Annotated in this window: 19 protein-coding genes; 8 read left to right on the top strand and 11 right to left on the bottom strand. The window is 63.8% G+C overall.

Annotated elements, in window-relative coordinates:
- Nucleotide 1 precedes the first annotated feature (1 nt).
- Nucleotides 2–970: a FecR domain-containing protein gene (locus CLU91_RS03145; RefSeq protein ID WP_198521229.1), complete on the top strand. Its 969-nt coding sequence runs from the start codon at nucleotides 2–4 to the stop codon at nucleotides 968–970.
- Nucleotides 971–1,036: 66 nt separating this feature from the next.
- Nucleotides 1,037–3,505 (top strand): TonB-dependent siderophore receptor, encoded by a 2,469-nt coding sequence (locus CLU91_RS03140; protein ID WP_100872947.1) that lies wholly within the window; start codon nucleotides 1,037–1,039, stop codon nucleotides 3,503–3,505.
- Here CLU91_RS03140 and CLU91_RS03135 read toward each other — a convergent pair.
- On the bottom strand, nucleotides 3,502–3,999 hold the full coding sequence (locus CLU91_RS03135) for a VOC family protein (RefSeq protein ID WP_100872946.1): 498 nt from the start codon (nucleotides 3,997–3,999) through the stop codon (nucleotides 3,502–3,504). The two genes, CLU91_RS03140 and CLU91_RS03135, sit on opposite strands and share 4 nt — an antisense overlap.
- Nucleotides 4,000–4,208: 209 nt before the next feature.
- Here CLU91_RS03135 and CLU91_RS03130 point away from each other — a divergent pair, with 209 nt between their 5' ends.
- Nucleotides 4,209–5,318: a serine hydrolase domain-containing protein gene (locus CLU91_RS03130; RefSeq protein ID WP_198521228.1), complete on the top strand. Its 1,110-nt coding sequence runs from the start codon at nucleotides 4,209–4,211 to the stop codon at nucleotides 5,316–5,318.
- Nucleotides 5,319–5,349: 31 nt separating this feature from the next.
- On the opposite strand, the gene CLU91_RS03125 is transcribed toward CLU91_RS03130, so the two are convergent.
- A complete protein-coding gene (locus CLU91_RS03125) occupies nucleotides 5,350–6,243 on the bottom strand; it encodes a LysR family transcriptional regulator (RefSeq protein ID WP_100876552.1) in 894 nt (297 codons plus the stop codon).
- A gap of 109 nt (nucleotides 6,244–6,352) precedes the next feature.
- On the opposite strand from CLU91_RS03125, the gene CLU91_RS03120 reads away from it, so the two are divergent.
- Nucleotides 6,353–7,852 (top strand): MFS transporter, encoded by a 1,500-nt coding sequence (locus CLU91_RS03120; protein WP_100872945.1) that lies wholly within the window; start codon nucleotides 6,353–6,355, stop codon nucleotides 7,850–7,852.
- On the opposite strand, the gene CLU91_RS03115 is transcribed toward CLU91_RS03120, so the two are convergent.
- The 3 genes from CLU91_RS03115 to CLU91_RS03105 form a co-directional block, all read right to left on the bottom strand.
- The gene (locus CLU91_RS03115) at nucleotides 7,834–8,370 is read right to left on the bottom strand and encodes a CPBP family intramembrane metalloprotease (RefSeq protein ID WP_100872944.1); all 537 of its coding nucleotides are present in this window, start codon (nucleotides 8,368–8,370) and stop codon (nucleotides 7,834–7,836) included. The genes CLU91_RS03120 and CLU91_RS03115 overlap by 19 nt on opposite strands.
- A 94-nt stretch (nucleotides 8,371–8,464) precedes the next feature.
- Nucleotides 8,465–10,045, bottom strand: coding sequence for a methyl-accepting chemotaxis protein (locus CLU91_RS03110; RefSeq protein ID WP_100872943.1), 1,581 nt, complete (start codon nucleotides 10,043–10,045; stop codon nucleotides 8,465–8,467).
- Nucleotides 10,046–10,298: 253 nt separating this feature from the next.
- The gene (locus CLU91_RS03105) at nucleotides 10,299–10,724 is read right to left on the bottom strand and encodes a hotdog fold thioesterase (protein ID WP_100872942.1); all 426 of its coding nucleotides are present in this window, start codon (nucleotides 10,722–10,724) and stop codon (nucleotides 10,299–10,301) included.
- 144 nt (nucleotides 10,725–10,868) lie between these two features.
- Between CLU91_RS03105 and lpxO the strand changes: the two genes are divergently transcribed.
- Both lpxO and fdx read left to right on the top strand, forming a co-directional pair.
- Nucleotides 10,869–11,768 (top strand): lipid A hydroxylase LpxO, encoded by a 900-nt coding sequence (gene lpxO / locus CLU91_RS03100; protein WP_046685160.1) that lies wholly within the window; start codon nucleotides 10,869–10,871, stop codon nucleotides 11,766–11,768.
- Between the two features lie 180 nt (nucleotides 11,769–11,948).
- Nucleotides 11,949–12,281 (top strand): ISC system 2Fe-2S type ferredoxin, encoded by a 333-nt coding sequence (gene fdx, locus CLU91_RS03095; RefSeq protein WP_100872941.1) that lies wholly within the window; start codon nucleotides 11,949–11,951, stop codon nucleotides 12,279–12,281.
- Nucleotides 12,282–12,315: 34 nt separating this feature from the next.
- Here the strand turns inward: fdx and CLU91_RS03090 are convergent, their stop codons facing one another.
- Entirely contained in the window at nucleotides 12,316–14,361 is a 2,046-nt protein-coding gene (locus CLU91_RS03090; protein ID WP_100872940.1) for a M13 family metallopeptidase, read from the bottom strand.
- Nucleotides 14,362–14,480: 119 nt separating this feature from the next.
- Complete coding sequence (locus tag CLU91_RS03085; RefSeq protein ID WP_157814566.1) at nucleotides 14,481–15,203, bottom strand: hypothetical protein; 723 nt, start codon at nucleotides 15,201–15,203, stop codon at nucleotides 14,481–14,483.
- A gap of 158 nt (nucleotides 15,204–15,361) precedes the next feature.
- Here CLU91_RS03085 and CLU91_RS03080 point away from each other — a divergent pair, with 158 nt between their 5' ends.
- Both CLU91_RS03080 and CLU91_RS03075 read left to right on the top strand, forming a co-directional pair.
- Entirely contained in the window at nucleotides 15,362–15,592 is a 231-nt protein-coding gene (locus CLU91_RS03080; protein ID WP_100872938.1) for a DUF7661 family protein, read from the top strand.
- An 8-nt stretch (nucleotides 15,593–15,600) separates the two neighbouring features.
- Nucleotides 15,601–16,089: a hypothetical protein gene (locus CLU91_RS03075; RefSeq protein WP_232730602.1), complete on the top strand. Its 489-nt coding sequence runs from the start codon at nucleotides 15,601–15,603 to the stop codon at nucleotides 16,087–16,089.
- Nucleotides 16,090–16,124: 35 nt separating this feature from the next.
- Here the strand turns inward: CLU91_RS03075 and CLU91_RS03070 are convergent, their stop codons facing one another.
- The 4 genes from CLU91_RS03070 to prsR all read right to left on the bottom strand — a co-directional run bounded on the left by CLU91_RS03070 (nucleotide 16,125) and on the right by prsR (nucleotide 19,741).
- Nucleotides 16,125–16,682 carry a DUF1439 domain-containing protein gene (locus CLU91_RS03070; RefSeq protein WP_100872936.1) on the bottom strand — a complete coding sequence of 186 codons (558 nt, stop codon included), beginning with the start codon at nucleotides 16,680–16,682 and terminating at the stop codon, nucleotides 16,125–16,127.
- A 207-nt stretch (nucleotides 16,683–16,889) separates the two neighbouring features.
- The gene (locus CLU91_RS03065; protein WP_100872935.1) at nucleotides 16,890–17,801 is read right to left on the bottom strand and encodes a hypothetical protein; all 912 of its coding nucleotides are present in this window, start codon (nucleotides 17,799–17,801) and stop codon (nucleotides 16,890–16,892) included.
- A 35-nt stretch (nucleotides 17,802–17,836) separates the two neighbouring features.
- Nucleotides 17,837–18,280 carry a hemerythrin domain-containing protein gene (locus tag CLU91_RS03060; protein WP_100872934.1) on the bottom strand — a complete coding sequence of 148 codons (444 nt, stop codon included), beginning with the start codon at nucleotides 18,278–18,280 and terminating at the stop codon, nucleotides 17,837–17,839.
- Nucleotides 18,281–18,370: 90 nt separating this feature from the next.
- Nucleotides 18,371–19,741 carry a PEP-CTERM-box response regulator transcription factor gene (gene prsR / locus CLU91_RS03055; protein WP_100872933.1) on the bottom strand — a complete coding sequence of 457 codons (1,371 nt, stop codon included), beginning with the start codon at nucleotides 19,739–19,741 and terminating at the stop codon, nucleotides 18,371–18,373.
- Between the last annotated feature and the right edge of the window lie 9 nt (nucleotides 19,742–19,750).

Here is a 19,750-nt window from a genome sequence, read left to right as displayed (position 1 = left end):
CATGACGGCCGCCACCTTGCCGGAAGACCCCGTGGAACAAGCCATCGCCTGGGCCGTGCGCCTGCAGATGCATGGCGCCTCGCCGGACGCGCTGCTGTCGCTGCAGCGCTGGCGTGAGGCCGACCCCGGCCACGAACAGGCGTGGCAGCGTATCACCAGCATCGGCGCTCAATTGTCCGGTCTGGCGGCGGAAGCGAGCCGCGCCACCCTCGACGCCAGCCTGGCGCGCCGCCGCCAGCGCCGCCAGGCCCTGAAAGTGCTGGCCGGCATCGGTTTTGCCGGCACGGCCGCCTGGTTCGCCATCGACACGCGCGCCGACTACCGCACGGGCACGGGGCAGCGCCTGGCCGTGCGCCTGCCGGACGGCAGCTTGCTGCACCTGAATGCGGGCACGGCCGTCAGGCTGCGCTTTGACGGCACGCAAAGGCTGCTGAGCTTGCTGCATGGCGAAATTGCCATCACCACGCACGCCGACCCGCAGCGCCGGCCGTTCCTCGTCGACACGGGCGAAGCGCGCATGCTGGCGCTGGGCACGCGCTTCACGGTGCGCCGCCTCGCTGGTGACGATGGCACCGATGGCGCCGATGCCACGCTGACGCGCCTGGCCGTGCAGGAACACGCGGTGCAGCTGCAGGCCGCAGCCGGCGCGGCGCGGCCCGTGCTGGTGCAGGCCGGCGACAGCGTCCTGACCGATGGCGTGCGCGTCTGGCGCGAGCCGGCCCATGACGATCCGGCCGCCTGGCTCGATGGCGTGATTGCTGCGCGCGACATGCCACTGGGCCAGCTGGTGGCCGAACTGGCGCGCCACCGGCATGGCTTGCTGCTGTGCGACGCCGATATCGCCCACTTGCCCGTTTCCGGCGTCTTCCAGCTGGACGATCCCGAGCGGGCCCTGCGCGTACTGCTGCACACGCAGCCTATCGTGGCCGTGTACCGCACGCGTTTTTGGGTCACGCTGAAAAAAGCGTAAAAAAGATGAGGGGATCGGACTGGCCGCACGGCATACAGCTTGATACCACTCAAATGATACCGATATATGACCCAAGCTTATCTCTCCTGCTCCCATCCCGTCCGTTCCCGTCTCGCTGGCGCCGTCGCCGGCGCCCTGCTGCTGCTCGGCGCGGCGCCCGTCCTGGCCCAGCAAAATCCACTCCAGGCCAGCAACGCCAGCGCCATGCACGCCCTGCAGATCGCCGCCGGCCCGCTCGATGCGGCGCTGGAACAGCTGGCGCGCAAGGCCGGCCTGACGCTCACCTACCAGGCGAGCGAGGTGCGCGGCCTGCGCACGGCTGGCCTGACTGGCAGCTACAGTGCCGCGGCCGGCCTCGAGGCGCTGCTGGCCGGCAGCGGCCTGGCGGCGCAGCAGCTGGCGCCCAACGATTTCGTCCTGCGCCCGCTGCCCAGGCCGGCGAACGCGGCCACTGATGGCGCGCAGCAACTGGCCGAAATCACCGTCACGGCCGGCGGCGTACCCGCGCTGGAAACGGAAGGCAGCGGCGCGTATGCGGCGGCATTGGCCGGCACGGCCACGCGCTTTACCCTGTCGCCACGCGAAACGCCGCAATCGCTGACCGTCATCACGCGCCAGCAGATGGATGACCAGGGCGTCCTCAGCCTGGCCGACGTGCTGCAGCAGACGCCGGGCGTGACCGTCTCGCACGACGATACGGAGCGCTATAACTACTATGCGCGCGGCTTCAGCCTGAACAGCTTCCAGTACGACGGCGTGCCCACCTTCGATTTCAGCACCAATTCGAACGGCCTGGGCATCCGCGACATGGCCATCTACGACCGGGTGGAAGTGGTGCGCGGCGCGAATGGCCTGATGAGCGGCGCCGGCAGCCCGGCCGGCGCCGTCAACCTGGTGCGCAAGAAACCCACGCGCCAGTTCCAGGCGTATGCGCAGGCGGGCCTCGGCAGCTGGGACCGCTACCGGGCGGAAGCCGATGTCTCCGGTCCCCTGAATGCGGACGGCTCCGTGCGCGCGCGCCTGGTGGCCGCGCACCAGGATCACGGCTCCTACATCGACTATTACCAGCAGGACAAGAGCGTGGTCTACGGCGTCATCGAGGCCGATCTGACGCCGCGCACGCGCGTGCTGGCCGGGATCGATTACCAGAAAATCGATTCCAAGGGTTCGTCCTTCGGCCAGAATCCCCTGTTCTACACGGATGGCAGCCGCACGCGCTTCGAGCGCGCCTTCAACCCCGCCGCGCGCTGGACGAACGCGGGCAGCACCAGCACGCGCCTCTTCGCCGCCGCCGAGCACCTGTTCGACAATGGCTGGCAAGTGAAGGCGGAAGCGAGCCACTGGAAAGGCGATACGGACCAGTTGCAAGCGAACATCATCAGCTGGGGTCCCTATCCGGACCCGGCCACGGGCCTGGCCACGGTGCAGCGCGGCGCAAAAACCTATGGCATCGACAGCAATTCGCTCGATGCCTACGCCACGGGACCATTCCAGTGGCTGGGCCGCCAGCATGAACTGGTGCTGGGCATCAACGCCAGTCACCGCAAGTCCGACTACCTGGCCTATGGCGGCGGCAATGTGGAAATCGATTACCGTCACTGGAACAACCACGTTCCCCTGCCGGCCAGCATGGCCGTCAGCCTGACGCAACAATACAGCTTCAAGGAATATGCAGCGTATGGCGCGGCCCGTTTCAAACCGGCCGATGGCTGGTCGCTGATCGTCGGCAGCCGCCTGAACAGCTATGAACGCACGGGCGAGCTGATCTACGGCTGGGGCGGCACGGGCCGCGACGACGCGAAGGAAAAGCACCGGCTGGTGCCGTATGCGGGCGCCGTCTACGACTTGAACGGCACGTATTCCGCGTATCTCAGCTATGCCAGCATCTTCGAGCCGCAATCGGTCAGCGACGCCAATGCCAGGGCACTGCCGCCCACTACGGGAAAATCCTGGGAAAGCGGCATCAAGGGCGAGTTTTTCGAGCGCAAGCTGAACGCCAGCGTGGCCCTGTTTCATATCCAGCAAGACAATCTGGCCGATTACGTGGGCACGGACGCCAACGAACGGGAAGTCTACCGGCCCATCGACGGCACCACCACGCGCGGCGTGGAGCTGGAAGTGGCCGGCCAGCTGTTGCCCGGCTGGCAAGTGCAGGCGGGAGCGACGTTCAGCCGCCCGCGCGACAAGGATGGCCAGCGCATCGATACGACGCGCCCCGAACGCAGCTTCAAGCTCGCGACCAGTTACCGCCTGGGCGGCGACTGGCGCCGCCTGAGCGTGGGTGGCAATATCAACTGGCAAGGCCGGACGTATTACCACACGGTCCTGGCAGACGACGTGCCGGCGCGCGCCGACGAAGGCAGCTTTGGCGTGGCCGGACTGATGGCGCGCTACGAGTTCAGCAAGCGGCTCAGCGCCGTGCTGAACATCAACAATGTCTTCGACAAGCGCTATTACAGCGGCTACGGCCTGTACGGCAGCGGCCACTATGGCGATCCGCGCAACGCGCAGCTGACCTTGCGAGCCAGTTTCTAGCCCGCGTACGCCCGCTTGATCTCGGCGATGTCGATTTTTTTCATGCCCATCATGGCCTTCATCACGCGCTGGGCCTTGATGGGGTCGGGATCGCCCAGCAGCTTGACCATGATGGTGGGCACGATCTGCCAGGACACGCCGAACTTGTCCTTGAGCCAGCTGCATTGCTGCGCTTCCGGCGGCCCGCCTTCGGACAGCAGCTTCCAGTAGTGATCGACCTCGTCCTGGGTTTCGCAGTTGACCTGGAACGAGATCGCTTCGGAAAACTGGAACAGGGGGCCGCCGTTCAAGCCCGTGAACGTCTGGCCATCGAGTTCGAAGGCCACCGTCAGCACGCTGCCCGGCTCCTGGCCGTGGATTTCCCTGCCTTCCTCGCCATAGCGCAGGATCTGGCCGATCTTCGAATTGGGAAAAATTTCCGTATAAAACCGGGCCGCCGCCTCGGCGTTGCCGTTGAACCATAAACACGGGGTAATCTTGTGTACGCTGTGCATGATGTCTCCCTAGTCCGGTGTGTGGATTTGCGCCTCTAATATAGTCACTATTGCGCCGGCGTGGCGCGCGGATAGCGCGGGTTTTGAGCCTATGACCGTCCAGGACGCCTTATGACGCGCAATCGGGACAGGCACTGTTATTGTGCGAAAATGCCCTTCCCCCCTGGATGGTGCGCATAATGACCAAACTCGCCGCAAGCATCACTGTAATGACACTCGCGCTGGCAGCTTGCAAGCCGGCAGCCGCGGCACCTGCGCATGACATTCCCGCGGCCATGCGCCAGACCGCGACCACCCTGCTGCAGTCACCATTGCTGCACGCGACCTCGATTGCCGTCGTGTATCGCGGCAAGGAATTCATGCTGCATCAAGGCGAACTGGAGACGGGCAAAGCCAATCCGCCGAACGATACAACGCTGTATGAAATCGGCTCAGTCAGCAAAACTTTTGCCGGCCTGCTACTGGCAAATGCTGTGCTTGACGGGAAGGCCGCGCTCGACGATCCCATCCAAAAATACCTGCCGGACGCCTACCCGAACCTGCAGTCGCAAGGGCAGCCAGTGCGCTTGCGCCATTTGATCACGCACACCAGCACCATGCCGGGCATGCTGCCATTGCAGGTGAACACCATATTGAAGGATTTCACAGCACACGCCACGCCGGCAAAGCTCAATGCGGCCTATGCCAACTACGGACAACAGCAATTCTGGCAGGACTTGCACACGGTCAGCATCACGGGTCCGCTAGGCAAGGACTACGCCTATTCAAGCGCCGGCACCGAACTCATTGCACACACGCTCGAAAAAATCTACGGCATGCCCTATGAAGTCCTGCTCACGCAATTCTTCGCACGCGAAGCGGGCATGCACGCTACCAGGCTCAGAATCGCAGCCCAGGATAGCGGCCGGCTGGCGCCCGGCTACCATAGCGACAATCCCGTCATGACAACACCGATGCCGCAACTGCCCTGGGGAGCGGCCGGCAACCTGAAGTCGACCATGCCGGACATGGCGAAATACCTGCGCCTGCAATTGAGCGCCCATCCCGCGGTCATCGAATCGCACCAGCCGCTGGTGCGCTTTCAGGACGACTTCAGCATTGGCTACTTCTGGAACATCGGCAGCAATCGCCAGTTGGGCACGCATTATGTACACCACGGCGGCGTGCCGCGTGCGCAAAGCTACGCCTGGGTAGTGCCGCAATATCAGCTGGGGGTCTTCATCATCACCAACCAGAGCGGCGACGCGACCGCCGGCGCCATGGAAAGCGCGCTGGCGTCTATTTTCGACACGGTGGCATCCCTGGAAAGCACGAAGTAAGCCGTCAACGATACGCGCGGCGCCAGAGCCGTCATGGCACAGTGCCAAAAGTTTGATCCTGTAATTGCTGCACCAGGAAATCGATGAACACGCGCAAGCGCGGCGGCAGGTGGCGGCTGGCCGGCCACAGCAGCCAGAAGGCCGTGCGCGCCTGCGTGTGCGCGTCCAGCAGCGACACCAGTTGCCCGGCCGCCAGCTCGCGCTGCACGGCGAATGCGGGCAGGTAGGCGATGCCCTGCCCCTGCACGGCCAGGAAAACGCGCATTTCCACGCTGTTGCAGACCATGCCGGGCACCGGCTGGGTAGTCTCGTCCATCAGCGGCCACTGTTCCAGGCGGCCCGTGGCGGGAAAGCGGTAGTCCAGGCGCGCGTGCCGCAGCAGCGCGGCGCCGTCATCGGGCCGGCCGTGGCGCGCCAGATAGGCGGGCGACGCCACCAGCAGGCGGCGGAAGGTGCACAGTTTGCGCCGCATCAAGCTTGAGTCGGCCAGCTCGCCCGTGCGCACGGCCGCGTCAAAGCCGTCGCTGACGATGTTGACCATGGCGTCGGAGAAATCGAGATCGAGTTCGATGTCGGGATAGGCTTGCATGAAGGCGCCGATGGCCGGCTCGAACAGGCCGCTGTAGCGTGGCAGACTGATGCGCAGGCGGCCGCTGGGTGCGCCGGACGCTTCGCCCAGCTCGCGCTCGGCCGCTTCCACCTCGGCCAGGATGCGCTTGCAGCGCTGCAGGAATTTTTCCCCTTCCGCCGTCAGCGCCAAATGCCGCGTGCTGCGCTGGAACAGGCGCGCGCCGAGCCGCGCTTCCATGCGCGCCACGCTCTTGCCCACGGCCGACGATGATAGGCCCAGCAGCCGGCCCGTGGCCGAAAAACTGCCGCTGTCGGCCACCTGCACGAACATGGCGATGCCGCCCAAGCTATCCATTTGCGCTCCATTGAAGACATTTATGTCCGATATGTTGATCAGTTTAGCCCATTTTTCTTCAATGCCGGGCGCGCCATACTCGCTGCTCCTTCTTTCATATCCGACACCCATGTCCTATTCCTCACGTCTTTCACTCCCCCTGCAAGTGCTGGCCGCTTGCCTGACGGGCTTGCTGATACCCCTGTGCTTCACGGGCCCGGCCGTGGCCCTGCCCGCGCTCGGCGCCGAATTGCACGGCAGCGCCGCCGCACTGAACTGGGTCATCAATGCGTATATCCTCAGCTATGGCAGCGCCATGATGGTGGCCGGCAGCCTGACGGACGTACTGGGACGGCGCCGCGTCTGGCTGGCCGGGCTGGCGCTGTTTTGCGCAGCGACCCTGGCCATCGCCATCGCGCCCTCGGTGGCATGGATCGCCGCGCTGCGCTTCGTGCAGGGCCTGGGCGGCGCGGCCGCGTTCGCCGCCGCGATGTCGTCGCTGGCGCCCTTGTTCCACGGCGCGGCGCGCGGCCGCGTGATGAGCGTGCTGGGCACGACGTTTGGCCTGGGCCTGGCTTTCGGTCCGCTGGCGGCCGGCGCCATGCTGGCGCTGGCCCGCTGGCCCGCCATCTTTTACGCCACGGCCGTGCTGGGCGGCATCGGCATGCTGCTGGTATGGGCCAGCGTGCCGGCCGATCCGGCGCGCGGCCAGGGCCGGCTGGACTGGCCCGGCGCGATCAGCTTCAGCACCGCGCTGGGCCTGCTGACCCTGGGCATGCTGCTGGTGCCCGAACACGGCTGGCGCAACGGCGCCGTGCTGCTGTCCGTCGCCGCATCCGTGCTGCTGTTCCTCGCCTTTGGCGCCATCGAGCGCCGGACGGCGCGGCCCATGCTCGATTTATCGCTGTTCCGCCAGCGCCGCTTTGTCGCCGTGCAAGTGCTGGCCGCCTCGCCCGCCTTCCTGTTCATCGTGCTCATCGTCATGCTGCCGGGGCGCTTCATCGGCATCGATGCCATGTCGGCACTGGCGGCGGGCCGTTTGATGATCGCCCTGGCCGCGCCGCTGCTGCTCGTGCCCATGCTGGCGGCGCTGCTGTCGCGCTGGTTTCAGACCGGTGCCCTGTGCGCGGCGGGACTGCTGCTGGCGGCGGCGGGTCTGGCCTGGCTGGCGCAGGTGCTGGGTGGCGGTGACGCTGGTACATTGGCCGGGCCCCTGCTGTTGATCGGCGTGGGCATCGGCTTGCCGTGGGGCTTGATGGATGGCATGGCCCTGAGCGTGGTGGAGACGGAGCGGGCCGGCATGGCGACGGGCATCTTCAATACCGTGCGCGTCAGCGCAGATGGCGTGGCGCTGGCCCTGGCAGGCGCCGTGCTGGCCGGCCTGATCGGCACGGGCCTGGCGCAGCAGCTGCCCGGCGACTTGCCCGTGCTGGCCGCTGCCAGCCGCGCCGCACTCGGCGATATCGCGCAAGCGACGCAGCTGCTGGGCGGCCAGGAAGCGCTGCTGCGCGCCAGCTATGACGCCGCCTTCCGCCAGTTACTGCTCGGCCTGGCGCTGCTGGCCGTGGCGCTGGCGGCGCTGGTGCCGTATTTGCTTCGAAATGGTGCGACTCAGGCGTCGAGGCCGTAAAAAACAGCAACGAGGATGGCAATATTGTTGCAGGCGCGCGCAAACGCCGTTGTCGCATAGGCAACGGCCACGCTGGGGCCGCGGTAGCGCAGATAGACAAAGCTGAACATGGCGCCCGAGCCCAGCGCGACGATGGCGTGCAGCAAGCCGCCGCTGATGAAATGCACGATGGCCCACAGGAGGGCGCCAATAAAAATGCTCAGCTGGCGGCTGGCGCCCAGGCGCTTGAGGATTTCCAGCGGCAGCAGCTGGCCGAGGAAGGTTTCCAGGATGGGAGAATAGATGACCACCCAGAACACCAGCAGGGGCAGCGACATTTCGTGCTTGAACTTGGCCAGGCCCGTGTGCGCACCCCAGTAGGCGGGCGGCAACAGCCATTTGGTGAGGAACAAGATGGCAAAGCACAGCATGCAGGTGAGCAGACCCCAGCCGAGGCCGGCAAGGGCCAGCTGCAGCACGGGCGGCGCCGCTTGGTCATCGTCCGGGCTGGATAGATCGTGGCTGCTGCGCACTTGCATGAGAAGTCCTGGCGGTGATCCAGCTCTCATTGTAGCGCGTTATATGGCGGTTGGCGCGCGGCACGTGGTGCGCCGCGCGGCAGTGCGGGCGGCGTCAGGCCGCCAGGCGCAGGGGAGCGTTGGCCGGCTGGGCCAGTTTGAAGATGCCCACTTCCTGTTCCAGCTGCGCCGCCTGCTGCTGCAGTTCGTGCGCGGCGGCGGCCGCCTGTTCCACCAGGGCCGCGTTTTGCTGGGTGACCCTGTCCATGTCGACGATGGCGCGGTTGACTTGCTCGATGCCGGCGCCCTGCTCCTGCGTGGCGTGGCTGATCTCGGCCATGATGCCCGTCACCCTGCCGATGCCGGCCACCACCTCATGCATGGTGGCGCCCGCCTGCTCGACGAGCACCGTGCCCGTGCCCACCTTGCTGACGGAATCGTCGATCAGGGTCTTGATTTCGCGCGCGGCGGCGGCGGAACGCTGTGCCAGGCTGCGCACCTCGGTGGCGACCACGGCAAAGCCGCGCCCCTGCTCACCGGCGCGCGCCGCTTCCACAGCCGCGTTCAAGGCCAAAATATTCGTCTGGAAGGCGATGCTGTCGATCACGCCGATGATGTCGACGATCTTGTTCGATGAAGCATTGATCAGGCCCATGGTGTGCACCACTTCGGCCACGGCCTTGCCGCCCTGCTCCGACACCTTCGACGCTTCGCGCGCCAAATGGTTCGCCTGCTGCGCGTTGTCCGCATTCTGGCGCACGGTGGAAATCAGTTCTTCCATCGATGAGGCGACCTCTTCGAGCGAACCGGCCTGCTGCTCCGTGCGCTGCGACAAATCGCGGTTGCCCGAAGCGATCTCGGTCGAGGCCGTGGCGATGCTTTCCGTACCGTGGCGCACCTTGCCGACGATGGCGGCCAGGTTGTCGCGCATGGTCTTGATGGCAAACAGCAGGCTGCTGTCGTCGCCATCGCGCGTGTGCACGTCGATGGCCAGTTCGCCCAGCGCGATGCGCCCGGCGATCGAGGCCGCGTACGCGGGTTCGCCGCCCAGCTGGCGCAGCAAGCCCCGCGTGATGACGGTGGCCACTGCAATGCAAATGAGTACGCTGAGCGCGGCCAGCACGCCGATCCAGCGCAGCGACTGGCCATAGATGGCGCGCGCGTCCACGCTGGCCTGCTCCGATTCGCGCTGCACGTTTTTCAGCACCGTGTCGATGTCGGCGACGATCTGGCGCCGCAAGGGGCTGCACTCCTCGACGAGGAAGGTGCCGTACTGCTCCATCTGCCCCGTGGCGCGGAACTGGCGCGGACGCTGCAGTTCCTGCGCCATGGTTTTCAGGCCCGTGCTGACTTTCTCGAACTGGGCATCGCCGGTAAACTTTGGCGCCAGGCGGGCCAGCGCTTCCAGGTACAGCGCCTTCTGGCTGTCGAGGATGGCCAGCTCCTTTTCGGCCGCGGCCTGGTCATGGAAGATATACGCGTTGCGGGCGGCCAGGCCCGTCTGGTCGAGCGCTTCGCGCGCCACGTACAGCGGTTCGAGTTTTTCCAGTTGGACTTTTTCTTGCGCATCCATGGCGCCGGAGATGGCGCCGATGCGCAGCAGCGCGAAGGCGGCCAGCACCAGCATGAGCAAGACCAGCAGCCCGAAGCCTGCGCTCAGGCGCGCGCCTATCGTCAAGCGATTGAATGACATCATTGTTGTTATTACCCTGTAATAAAGTTGATTTTTGCCGGTTCCGCTAGAACCGGGCGATCTGCTCGCCGTCGTGTTGCCTTTCCCGCATGACGCAGGATGGGTTTCTAACTGGCGTTTTTTGGGCAGTCAGCTTCTAATGTCGGGCAATGCAGGCGTGCGGGAGACACCGCACGCCATACAACAGCACACCGCATTATAAGCGAACAGCGTTATGGATGATTCCACGCGCTCACTTTTAATGCTTTGATGCAAGTCAAGGAGCGTCGATGACGGCCATGGTGATGCGCGAGATGCAGCACAGCTTGCCGGCCTCGTCGACGATGCGGATTTCCCAGACCTGGCTGCTGCGGCCCCGGTGGATCGGCGTGGCGCGCCCCGTCACGTGGCCGCCTCGCACGCCGCGCACGTGGTTGGCGTTGATTTCCTGCCCCACGCTCACGTGCCGGCTGGAATCGAGGCAGGCATTCGCGGCCATGCTGCCCAGGGTTTCGGCCAGCAAGACGGAAGCGCCGCCATGCAGCAGCTTGAACGGCTGCATGGTGCGGTGGTCGACGGGCATGGTCGCCTCGATCCAGTCGGGGCCGAAGGCCGTGAAGACGATGCCCAGGTGGCGCATGGCCGTGCCCTCGCTGGCGGCGTTGAGCGTGGCCAGGTCGAGCGGTGTGTGCCAGATTTCCATGATTACCTCGGATATGTGTAGAGAAAAAACCATTGTAGGGCAGCCGCGCCCTGCGCGCCGCTTCATCTTTCCTTCACCGTGGCACGGGGTGGCGAAGGCATTAACTGGTTATAATTGCCCCATTCTTAAAAAACGAGGTTGTGTATGAAGTGGGCCTTGCTGGGCATTTTTGTGTTTTCTGTTTTACATATTCATTTTCGGGGCAAGGTACGCCTGCCGTTTCGCCGCCAGATCTTCGATCACTCCTCGTTCATGGCGCCGCTGAACCTGTTCATGCACACCTTTTCCAAGGTGCCGGCCACGCCATATCTTTCCGTAGAGCAATTTCCGGAACTGGCGCCGCTGCAGCAGAACTGGCAAATCATCCGCGATGAAGCGCTGCGCATGCAGGAAATGAAAAAGATCAAGGCCGCTGAAAAGAACAATGACGTGGGTTTCAACTCCTTCTTCAAATATGGCTGGAAGCGTTTCTACCTGAAATGGTATGACGCGAATCACCCGTCGGCACAGCAAATGTGTCCGCAAACCTATGCGCTGCTGCAATCGATTCCCTCGATCAAGGCGGCCATGTTTGCGGAACTGCCGCAAGGCGGCAAGCTCAACCCGCACCGCGACCCGTTCGCCGGTTCCCTGCGCTACCACCTGGGCTTGCAGACGCCGAACGACGACCGCTGCTTCATCGACGTCGATGGCGAACGCCACAGCTGGCGCGACGGCCAGGCCGTGATGTTCGATGAAACGTATATCCACTGGGCGCGCAACGATGCCGACAGCGACCGCATCATCCTGTTCTGCGACATCGAGCGCCCGATGCGCTACCGCTGGGCGCAAGGATTGAACCGCTGGCTGGGCCGCACCCTGATGACGGCCGCCGCCTCGCCCAACGAACTGGGCGACCAGGTGGGCGGCGTGAGCAAGCTGTTCCAGATTTCCTGGACCATGGGCCAGTACCGCCGCCGCTTCAAGGCGTGGAACAAGACGGCCTACCAGGTCACCCGCGTGGCCCTGGTGGTGGGCATCATCGCGCTGATCTATTTCATTTAAGCGCTACATTACCGCACAAGAGAACCGCCTTCGGGCGGTTTTTTTCTGCGCTGCTGGAACGGGATCGCAAACAAATGCTAACGAGTGCCACGATGCATCACGTGGCCGATGAACGCTTGACCTTGCCAAGGCGGGAAGGTCCAAGGTGACGGTATTCAAGGAACTCAAGGAGAATCCCGCATGCCAAAAATCACCGTCCTGCCCCATCCCGAGCTGGCCCCCGACGGCGCCGTGTTCGACGCGCCAGAGAACATGAGCATTTGCGATGCATTGCAGCGCAATAAAATAGAGATAGAACATGCCTGCGGCCAGGTGGGCGCCTGCTCCACCTGCCACGTGATCGTGGTGCAGGGTTTCGACTCGCTCAATGAACTGGGCGACAATGAAGAAGACATGCTGGACCAGGCCTGGGGCTTGCAGCCCCACTCGCGCCTGTCATGCCAGGCGCGCCTGGCGCAGGAAGACCTGACGGTCGAGCTGCCCAGATACACCATCAACCACGCCAAGGAATAGTCCCCGGCGCGGCGGCTTGCTTACCTGACCATGCTTACCACATGATCACGCGCTGCTCGGGCGGCAGATACATCGGGTCGCCCGGCTTGATGCCGAACGCTTCGTAAAAGCCGGGCTGGTTTTTCACGGTTCCCTTGGCGCGGAATTCGCCCGGCGAATGCGGGTCGCTCTTGATCTGCGCAATCGCCGCTTCGGGACGCAGTTTGGCGCGCCACTTCTGCGCAAAGCCGATGTACAGGCGCTGTTCGCCCGTCAAGCCATCGATGACGGGTGACGGCTTGCCACCGAGCGAACGCTGGTACGCCTTGTAGGTGATCGACAGGCCGGAATTGTCGCCGATGTTTTCGCCCAGGGTCAGCTCGCCATTGATGTGGTAGCCAGGCACGGGGCTGTAGGCGCCGTATTGCTTGACGAGGCCGGCGGCCAGCGCCTTGAAGGCCGTGCGGTCCTCTGCCGTCCACCAATTGCGCAAACGGCCCTTGGCATCGTACTGGCTGCCCGAATCGTCGAAGGCATGGCTGATTTCATGGCCGAAGGTGATACCCAGCAAGCCATAATTGACGGCATCTTCCGCTTTCACGTTGAAGAACGGCGGCTGCAGAATGGCGGCCGGGATCGTGATGGCATTGAGGGCCGGGCTGTAGCTGGCGTTGACGGTTTGCGGCGTCATCGACCATTCGTCGCGGTCGACCGGTTTGCCCAGCTTGCCCAGGTTTTGCTGGCGGCTCCATGCGCGCGCGGCGCGCACGTTGGCGATCAGGTCGTTCGGCCGCGTCTGCATGCTGCTGTAGTCGCGCCAGGTGTCCGGGTAGGCGATCTTCGGCTTCAAGGCTGCCAGCTTGAGCTGGGCTTCCTTCTTGGTTTCCGGGCCCATCCAGTCGAGCTGCTCGATGCCATCCTTGAACGAGGCGACGAAATTGTCGAACATGGCCATCACGCGTGGCTTCGTTTCCGGCGGCAGATACATTTGCACGTAGCGCTTGCCGACGGCGTCGCTGATGGCGCCATCCGTGAAGCGCAGCGCCAGCTGCCACTGCGGTTCGCTTTGCGGCACACCGCGCAGCACCGTGCCGTCGAAGGCAAAGCGCTCCTTGACGGTGGCGCTGTCCAGGTAGGAAGCATAGCTTTCGATGATGCGCCAGTTCAGATAGCTCTTCCACGATGCCAGGGGCACGGCGGCCACGGTCTCGGAAAAACCCGTCATGAAGCTGGGCTGGCGCACCACGGCCGAAGAAGCTTTCGGCGCCAGGCCGGCGGCCGTAAAGTAGGCGTTCCAGTCGAAGGCCGGCGCCAGTGCCGTAAATTTGTCGAAGTCGACGCGGTTGTACGATTTGACGGGGTCGCGCATCTGCACGCGCGTCCACTGCACTGCCGCCAAACGCGTTTCGATGTCGAGGATCTGCGCCGCGTGCTCGGCAGCGGCCTTGTCGCCGCTCATGGCCAGCATGGTTTCGATATGCTTGAGGTATTTGGCGCGCACGGCTTGCAGCTTGGCGTCGTCCTCCTTCAAGTAGTAATCGCGGTCGGGCAAGCCCAGGCCGGACTGGCTGATGTTGACCGTGTACTGCTCGGGGTCTTGCGCATCGGGCGCCACATAGGCGGAAAACGGCGTAGCGACGCCATTGCCCTGCAGGTAGGCGAACAGCGCCGGCAAGTCTTTCTTGTCTGTCACGCTGGCCACGCGGGCCAGCTCGGCGCGCAGGGGCTTGAAGCCGGCTGCATCGCGCGCCTTGTCATTCATGAAGCTCGTGTACAGGTCGGCGATCTTGTGCGCCTCGCTGCCCCGCTTGCCGGGGTTCTTGACGGTCGCATCGATCAGGCCGCGCAACTGGCTTTGCGCGATTTCGCGCAATTCGATATACGTGCCCCAGACGGATTTGTCGGCCGGGATGTCCGTATTGCGGGTCCAGACGCCGTTGACGTAGCCGTAGAAATCATCCCGGGGGCTGACGGCCGGGTCCAGGGTTTTCAGGTCGATGCCGGAGACGGGCGCGGCGGCATTGGTGGCTTGGGCGTACAGCGACGGCGACGACAAGGCGAGCAAGGCGCAGCAGGCTGCGCTGATGAGTGAACGTTTCACGAAGATTCCTTTAATTGTTTTAACTTCATGTTGGGGAACATGCTGTGTCCAGGCATGGAAGGCGGGATTATAGTCCGCCAGCCTGCCGCGCAACAATGACAGTTGAACAATTCCAGAGATCAGCGTATCAGCAGATCAAACAGATCCTGGCCTTTTTTATCCTGCTTTTTCAGCAGGTCTGCAAGCGAACCCGGCGTTGGCCCGCCATCGCCGGCCGCGTGATTGAAATAATTAAAATCGAGCTTGATCTTGTCTTCCAGGTCGCTCGCATAATTGGCAGGATATTGCGATTGTTCCAGCTGCGGCAATGTATTGAAATGCCCCAGCACCGACTTGAAGAAATTGGTCATCTTGCCAGTGGTATTGTATTCCTGCATGGCTTGCGCCACGACTTGGGCGCGCCAGGCCTCTTCTTCCTGATACGCCTGCGTAAAGGCGGCGCGCCGCTCGTTGATGGTGAATGTGCCGCTGTCATCGTTCGAAATGGTGGACAATTGCTCGCGCGACAAGCCCGCAAACGGATTGGGACCCTTCCTGTCGACAAACGCCGTCGCGGCGGCGGCCGACTTTGCCGCTGCCGCGTCATTCGGTTGCGGCAGCTGTTTGGCGGCCGCTGCCTTGTGTTCGGCGTCCAGCGGATACAGGATATCAGTGGTATTGTCATTCACCCACGCGCCCAGTGCCGCATGATCGTAGCCCCGGATGGTGGCGCTGGTGGCCGTCGAAGCTACCGACAAACGCCCGGCCAGGGTCGAAATCACGACCTCTCCCGCCACGGCGCCAGCGCCGGCCGGCGCCTGGGTTGTCTGGGCCTTGTCCGATGCTGCCTTGTCAGATGACACCTTGCTGCCTGCCGCGGCAGACAGTGCCCCGGGTTGGATTCCCGCCGTGCTGATATTCACCATTGCCCGCCCCCTGGATCAGTAAATGTTACTATATAAGTAAATATTACTATAGCACAATAAATGCTCAAGCCTGAGCAAGGGAATGGAGCAGATTGATGCAGGAATGCAGATTCAATGTTTTCGGCACGCTGATTGCCGTCCGCGGGGATCCAGGGGCATGGCGCGCATTCTATCTCGGTGCGGAAGGCAAGCGCCGCCCCGCCGATTTCATTATTCCGGACGATATTGAAGCAGATGCGCTGTGCGAGTACCTGGCGGACCTGTTCCATGAAGAGGCGACGCCGCGCAATAACACAACGACACAGCTTGATGCGGGATCGCCGTGAATAGATGGATGCAATACCTGTTCAGGGACCATAGCGAAAAAAAGCTACGCAGATGGGCACGACGGCTGAAATTCTTCCGTTTTTTCAGGGCACTTGGAGGACATGCCAATGACGGCGACTCATTGGATGTCTCCTTTGTCTATAAGGAACCGGCGCAACTTGACACATTTTTGGCGGACCTGGGCGTCGGCCTGGTGAAATTTGACGCACTGCCACCGCAGCCCGTGCCGGGCGTCGCATACCAGGGCGATGTGTTCTTGCAGTTTCCATCGCTGATTGATGATACCTCGTGGCAACAGCCAGGTCAGTGCAACATCACGGGTATCGAGGTCTTTATCTGGTGCCACGCCGGGGTGGTGAAAATTTCTTTGCATGATGGCTATGCAGTGTCAGAGCAGAATGTGCGCGACGCTGCAGTCATCGAAAAGCTGCTCGCCCGGGTGGGTCTTGAGCGAATAGATCCGCCTGCCGATAGCCGTCATTACTTTTGCCCGTAAATTTTGCCCATAAAGCATTCTGATGCAATGCGCCCCTACTTCACCGGCTCGAACGTCACCGTCAATCCATTGCCCGTGGTCCTGATCTGCGTCGGCACGAATTGCACGCCCGCATAGCGCAATTCGTCGGGCTTGAAGGTGTAGATCGGCGTTTCATGCATGAGCTGGTCGGCCACCAGGCTAGCCACCTTGGCGAACTGGCGCTGCTGGGCTTCATCCATGCCGTCGATGCTGACCTTGTCGACGCTCGCCTCGCTCAGGTAGACGGCATTGCGCCGGGCGTCGAGCACGAGGCGGCCCGACATGGCGAGGCTGCCGCGCCAGCTCTGGCGTATGAACGGCGGCAAGACGCTGGCGTCCACGCTCAAGGCGACCCGTTCGCGCTCGGGCTGCAGCGACAACTGCGGGCGGGTCAGCTTGACGTCCAGCACGGACAGCACGCGCTTGTCGATGGGAAAGCGGCGTTCCAGGCCTTGCTGCATCTTGCTCAGCGACACATTCACGTCGCGCGGGCCGATCAGGGTGGAACACGCGGCCAGCATGGTGCAGGCAAAAGCGGCGATGGCGGCGGTTTTCAGCAAGGGAAAGGTCATGGTTAGTCTCGGTGGAAAGATGGCGCCATCTTACACATGCGCCCGCTTTCACGCAAAAGCCGGCGCCCACCTTGCAGCGGGCGCCGGCTTTTGTATTGGCCTTGTCAGCGCACGAACAGGGCGATCAGTATGACGATGGGCAATGGAATGCCCAGCAGCAGCAAGAGGATGGAACGCATGGCAGACTCCTGAATTGAAATGGATGATTTAAATGGTCACGTGGCGCAGCACGCGCTCATGGTCGCGCTGGCGGCCGCCGAACGTGGCCGCCAGGCTGGCGACGAAAGCGCCGAGCAGCAAGGCGACGAACATCCACAACGCCGTATGCGCGCCGGCCTTGCGGGCAGCCTCGGCCGCCTGCTGTGCTTTCGCCTTGGCATCGGCGGCGGCCTTGGCGGCGCGGGCGTAGACGGCGTCGACGCGCGCTTCCGCTTCAGCCTGCGTCAAGCCCGTGCGGCCGGCGACGAGCTGGCCCAGGTAGGCGCGGTCATCGGCGGCCAGGCTGCCCGTGGACAGACCCATGGCGAAGATCTTGCCGGTTTCCACGCGCTGCTCGGCGACAGTACCGCCCGCCTCGCCCGTGGCAGCCGCGGGTGCGGCGCGCAGCAGCATGTCCGAGAAATAATCGAGCGGATTGGCGGCGCTGCCCTCGCCCGCCTTGGCGCCTGCTGCCCCGGCACCGGCCGCCGCAGCCGGGGACACTGCCGCCGCCACGCCGCTGCCCGCATCGATGGCGCCGCTGAGCACGGCGCGCGTGCCGCCGGCCAGCACGGCCACGGTGATCAGGGTGGCCACGGCCCAGGCCAGCAAGCCGTGCGCCGTATCGCGGAAATGCACTTCATCCGTGTGGATGGCGCTCCATTTCACGCGCAGCCGGCCCGCCATGTAGCCGCCGATGCCGGACGCGGCCAGTTGCATGAAGGCCAGCCAGGCGATGGTCGACACGCCGATGGCCGTCGCATTGAACGACCAGGGCGACACGGACGACAGGCCCAGGCCCACGCCGAGGATCAGCAGGATGAAGGACAAGGCGGCCGCAGCGGCAGCGCCCGCCAGCACGGCGCCCCAGGACACGCCCGGATTGTTCAGGTCCGACGCGGACAGTTGTGTAGCTTGCATGGAATTCTCCCTTGCTTGTTGATTTTGTAAGCCGCTCAAGCGGGCACGCCCGTCAGCTGCTCCTTGCGCGCGGCCATTTCCTGGCCCAGCGCGTCGAGATCGACGGCCGTATCACGCACCTTGGGAAACATGTCGCCCTCTTCTTCCTTGACGTGATGCTCGATCTGCTCGGACAGCACCTTGACCTTGGCGTCGTACAGGTCGTCGGCCGGGTCCATGGCGGCGATCTGCGCGATGAGCTCCTTGGCGCTCGCGTGCTCGACGAGGGCTTCATCCATCAGGTCGCCGTCGTGGATGGGACGACGCACGGCCGGGTAGAAGATTTCTTCTTCGATCTGCGTATGCACGGTGAGTTCCTGGCAGATCTGGTCGGCCAGCTTTTTCTTCGTGGCAAATGAGCGGTCGCTCAAGCCTTCATACTGGGCAAACAGGGCTTTGACGGCCTTGTGGTCCTGCATCAATAATGTGATTGCGTTCATGGCGCCTCCTTGTTGTGGATGAGACAAGGATGCGCCACGGCGGCGCCAGCGTATGTGCGACGCCTTACACAATCTTGATTTTTAATACACTCAGCTATTCACCTGCGACTTGATGCCGTGATGGCCCATCAAGTCGTACAGGGTGGGCCGGCTCACGCCCAGCAGTTCGGCTGCCTTGGCGATATTGCCGTCGGCCCGCGCCAGCGCGCGCACCATCACCTTGTATTCGGCCGCTTCGCGGGCCTGGCGCAGATTGATGGCCTCGTCCGCGGGCGCCGCCTGGGCGCTGGCCGGCAAGCCCAGGTCGTCGGCGGCGATCTGCGGCCCGTCGCTCATGATGACGGCGCGCTTGATGCAGTTTTCCACCTCGCGCACATTGCCGGGCCAGCCATAGCTTTCGATCAGCTGCAGCGCACCGGCGCTGAAATGCAGGTTGCTGCGTCCTTCGCTGGCGCAGAACTTGTTCTTGAAATGGTGGGCCAGCAAGGCCGCATCGCCGGCCCGCTCGCGCAGCGGCGGAATGCGCAAGACGATTTCGCTGAGCCGGTAAAACAGGTCTTCGCGGAAACGCCCCTGTTCCGCCAGCACCTTCAGATCCTGGTGCGTGGCGCAGACGATGCGCACATCGACGGCGATCTCGGCGCGCCCGCCCACCCTTTCGATGACTCTTTCCTGCAAAAAGCGCAACAATTTCGCCTGCAAGGCCATCGGCATGTCGCCGACCTCGTCGAGAAAGAAGGTGCCGCCGTGGGCCAGCTCGATCTTGCCCAGGGTTTGCCGCGCCGCGCCCGTAAATGCCCCCCGCTCGTAGCCGAAGAGCTCGCTTTCCAGCAGGTTTTCGGGAATCGCCGCGCAATTGATGGCGATGAAGCGCTGCGCGTGGCGGCTCGACAGCGCATGCAAGCCCCGCGCAATCAATTCCTTGCCGCTGCCCGAGTCGCCCAGCAGCATGACGCTGGCCGACGAGGGCGCCACTTTTTCCACACTGCGGCACAGTTTCAGCATGCCGGGGTCGCGGCTGACGATGCCCGCCAGCGGCGAGTCGGCCTGCGTCTGCAGCATGCGCCGGTTTTCCTGTTGCATCGCGTGCAAGTAGAACGCGCGGGCGATCACCAGGCCCAGCATGTCGGCGTCAAACGGTTTCTGGTGGAAATCATAGGCGCCCAGGGCAATCGCTTTCAAGGCATGCGCGCGTTCCTGGTTGCCCGAGAGGATGATGACTTTCGTGTCCGGCGCCAGCGCAAGGATCTGCTGCAGGGTGGCCAGCCCTTCCGTGGCGCCGTCCGGGTCGGGCGGCAAGCCCAGGTCCATCGTCACCACGGCCGGCTGGTGGCGCCGCACCAGCGCCAGCGCCGTTTCGCGCTCGCCCGCCAGCAAGACGTCATAGCCGTCAAAACTCCAGTGCAGCTGCTTTTGCAGGCCGGGATCGTCTTCGATGACCAGCAGTTTTTGTTTCGCCATGCGTATGCA

The organism is Janthinobacterium sp. 64 (genome assembly GCF_002813325.1).
In the GTDB taxonomy this organism is placed as follows: Bacteria; Pseudomonadota; Gammaproteobacteria; order Burkholderiales; family Burkholderiaceae_D; genus Janthinobacterium.
This window is presented reverse-complemented; position numbering and strand designations above follow the sequence as displayed.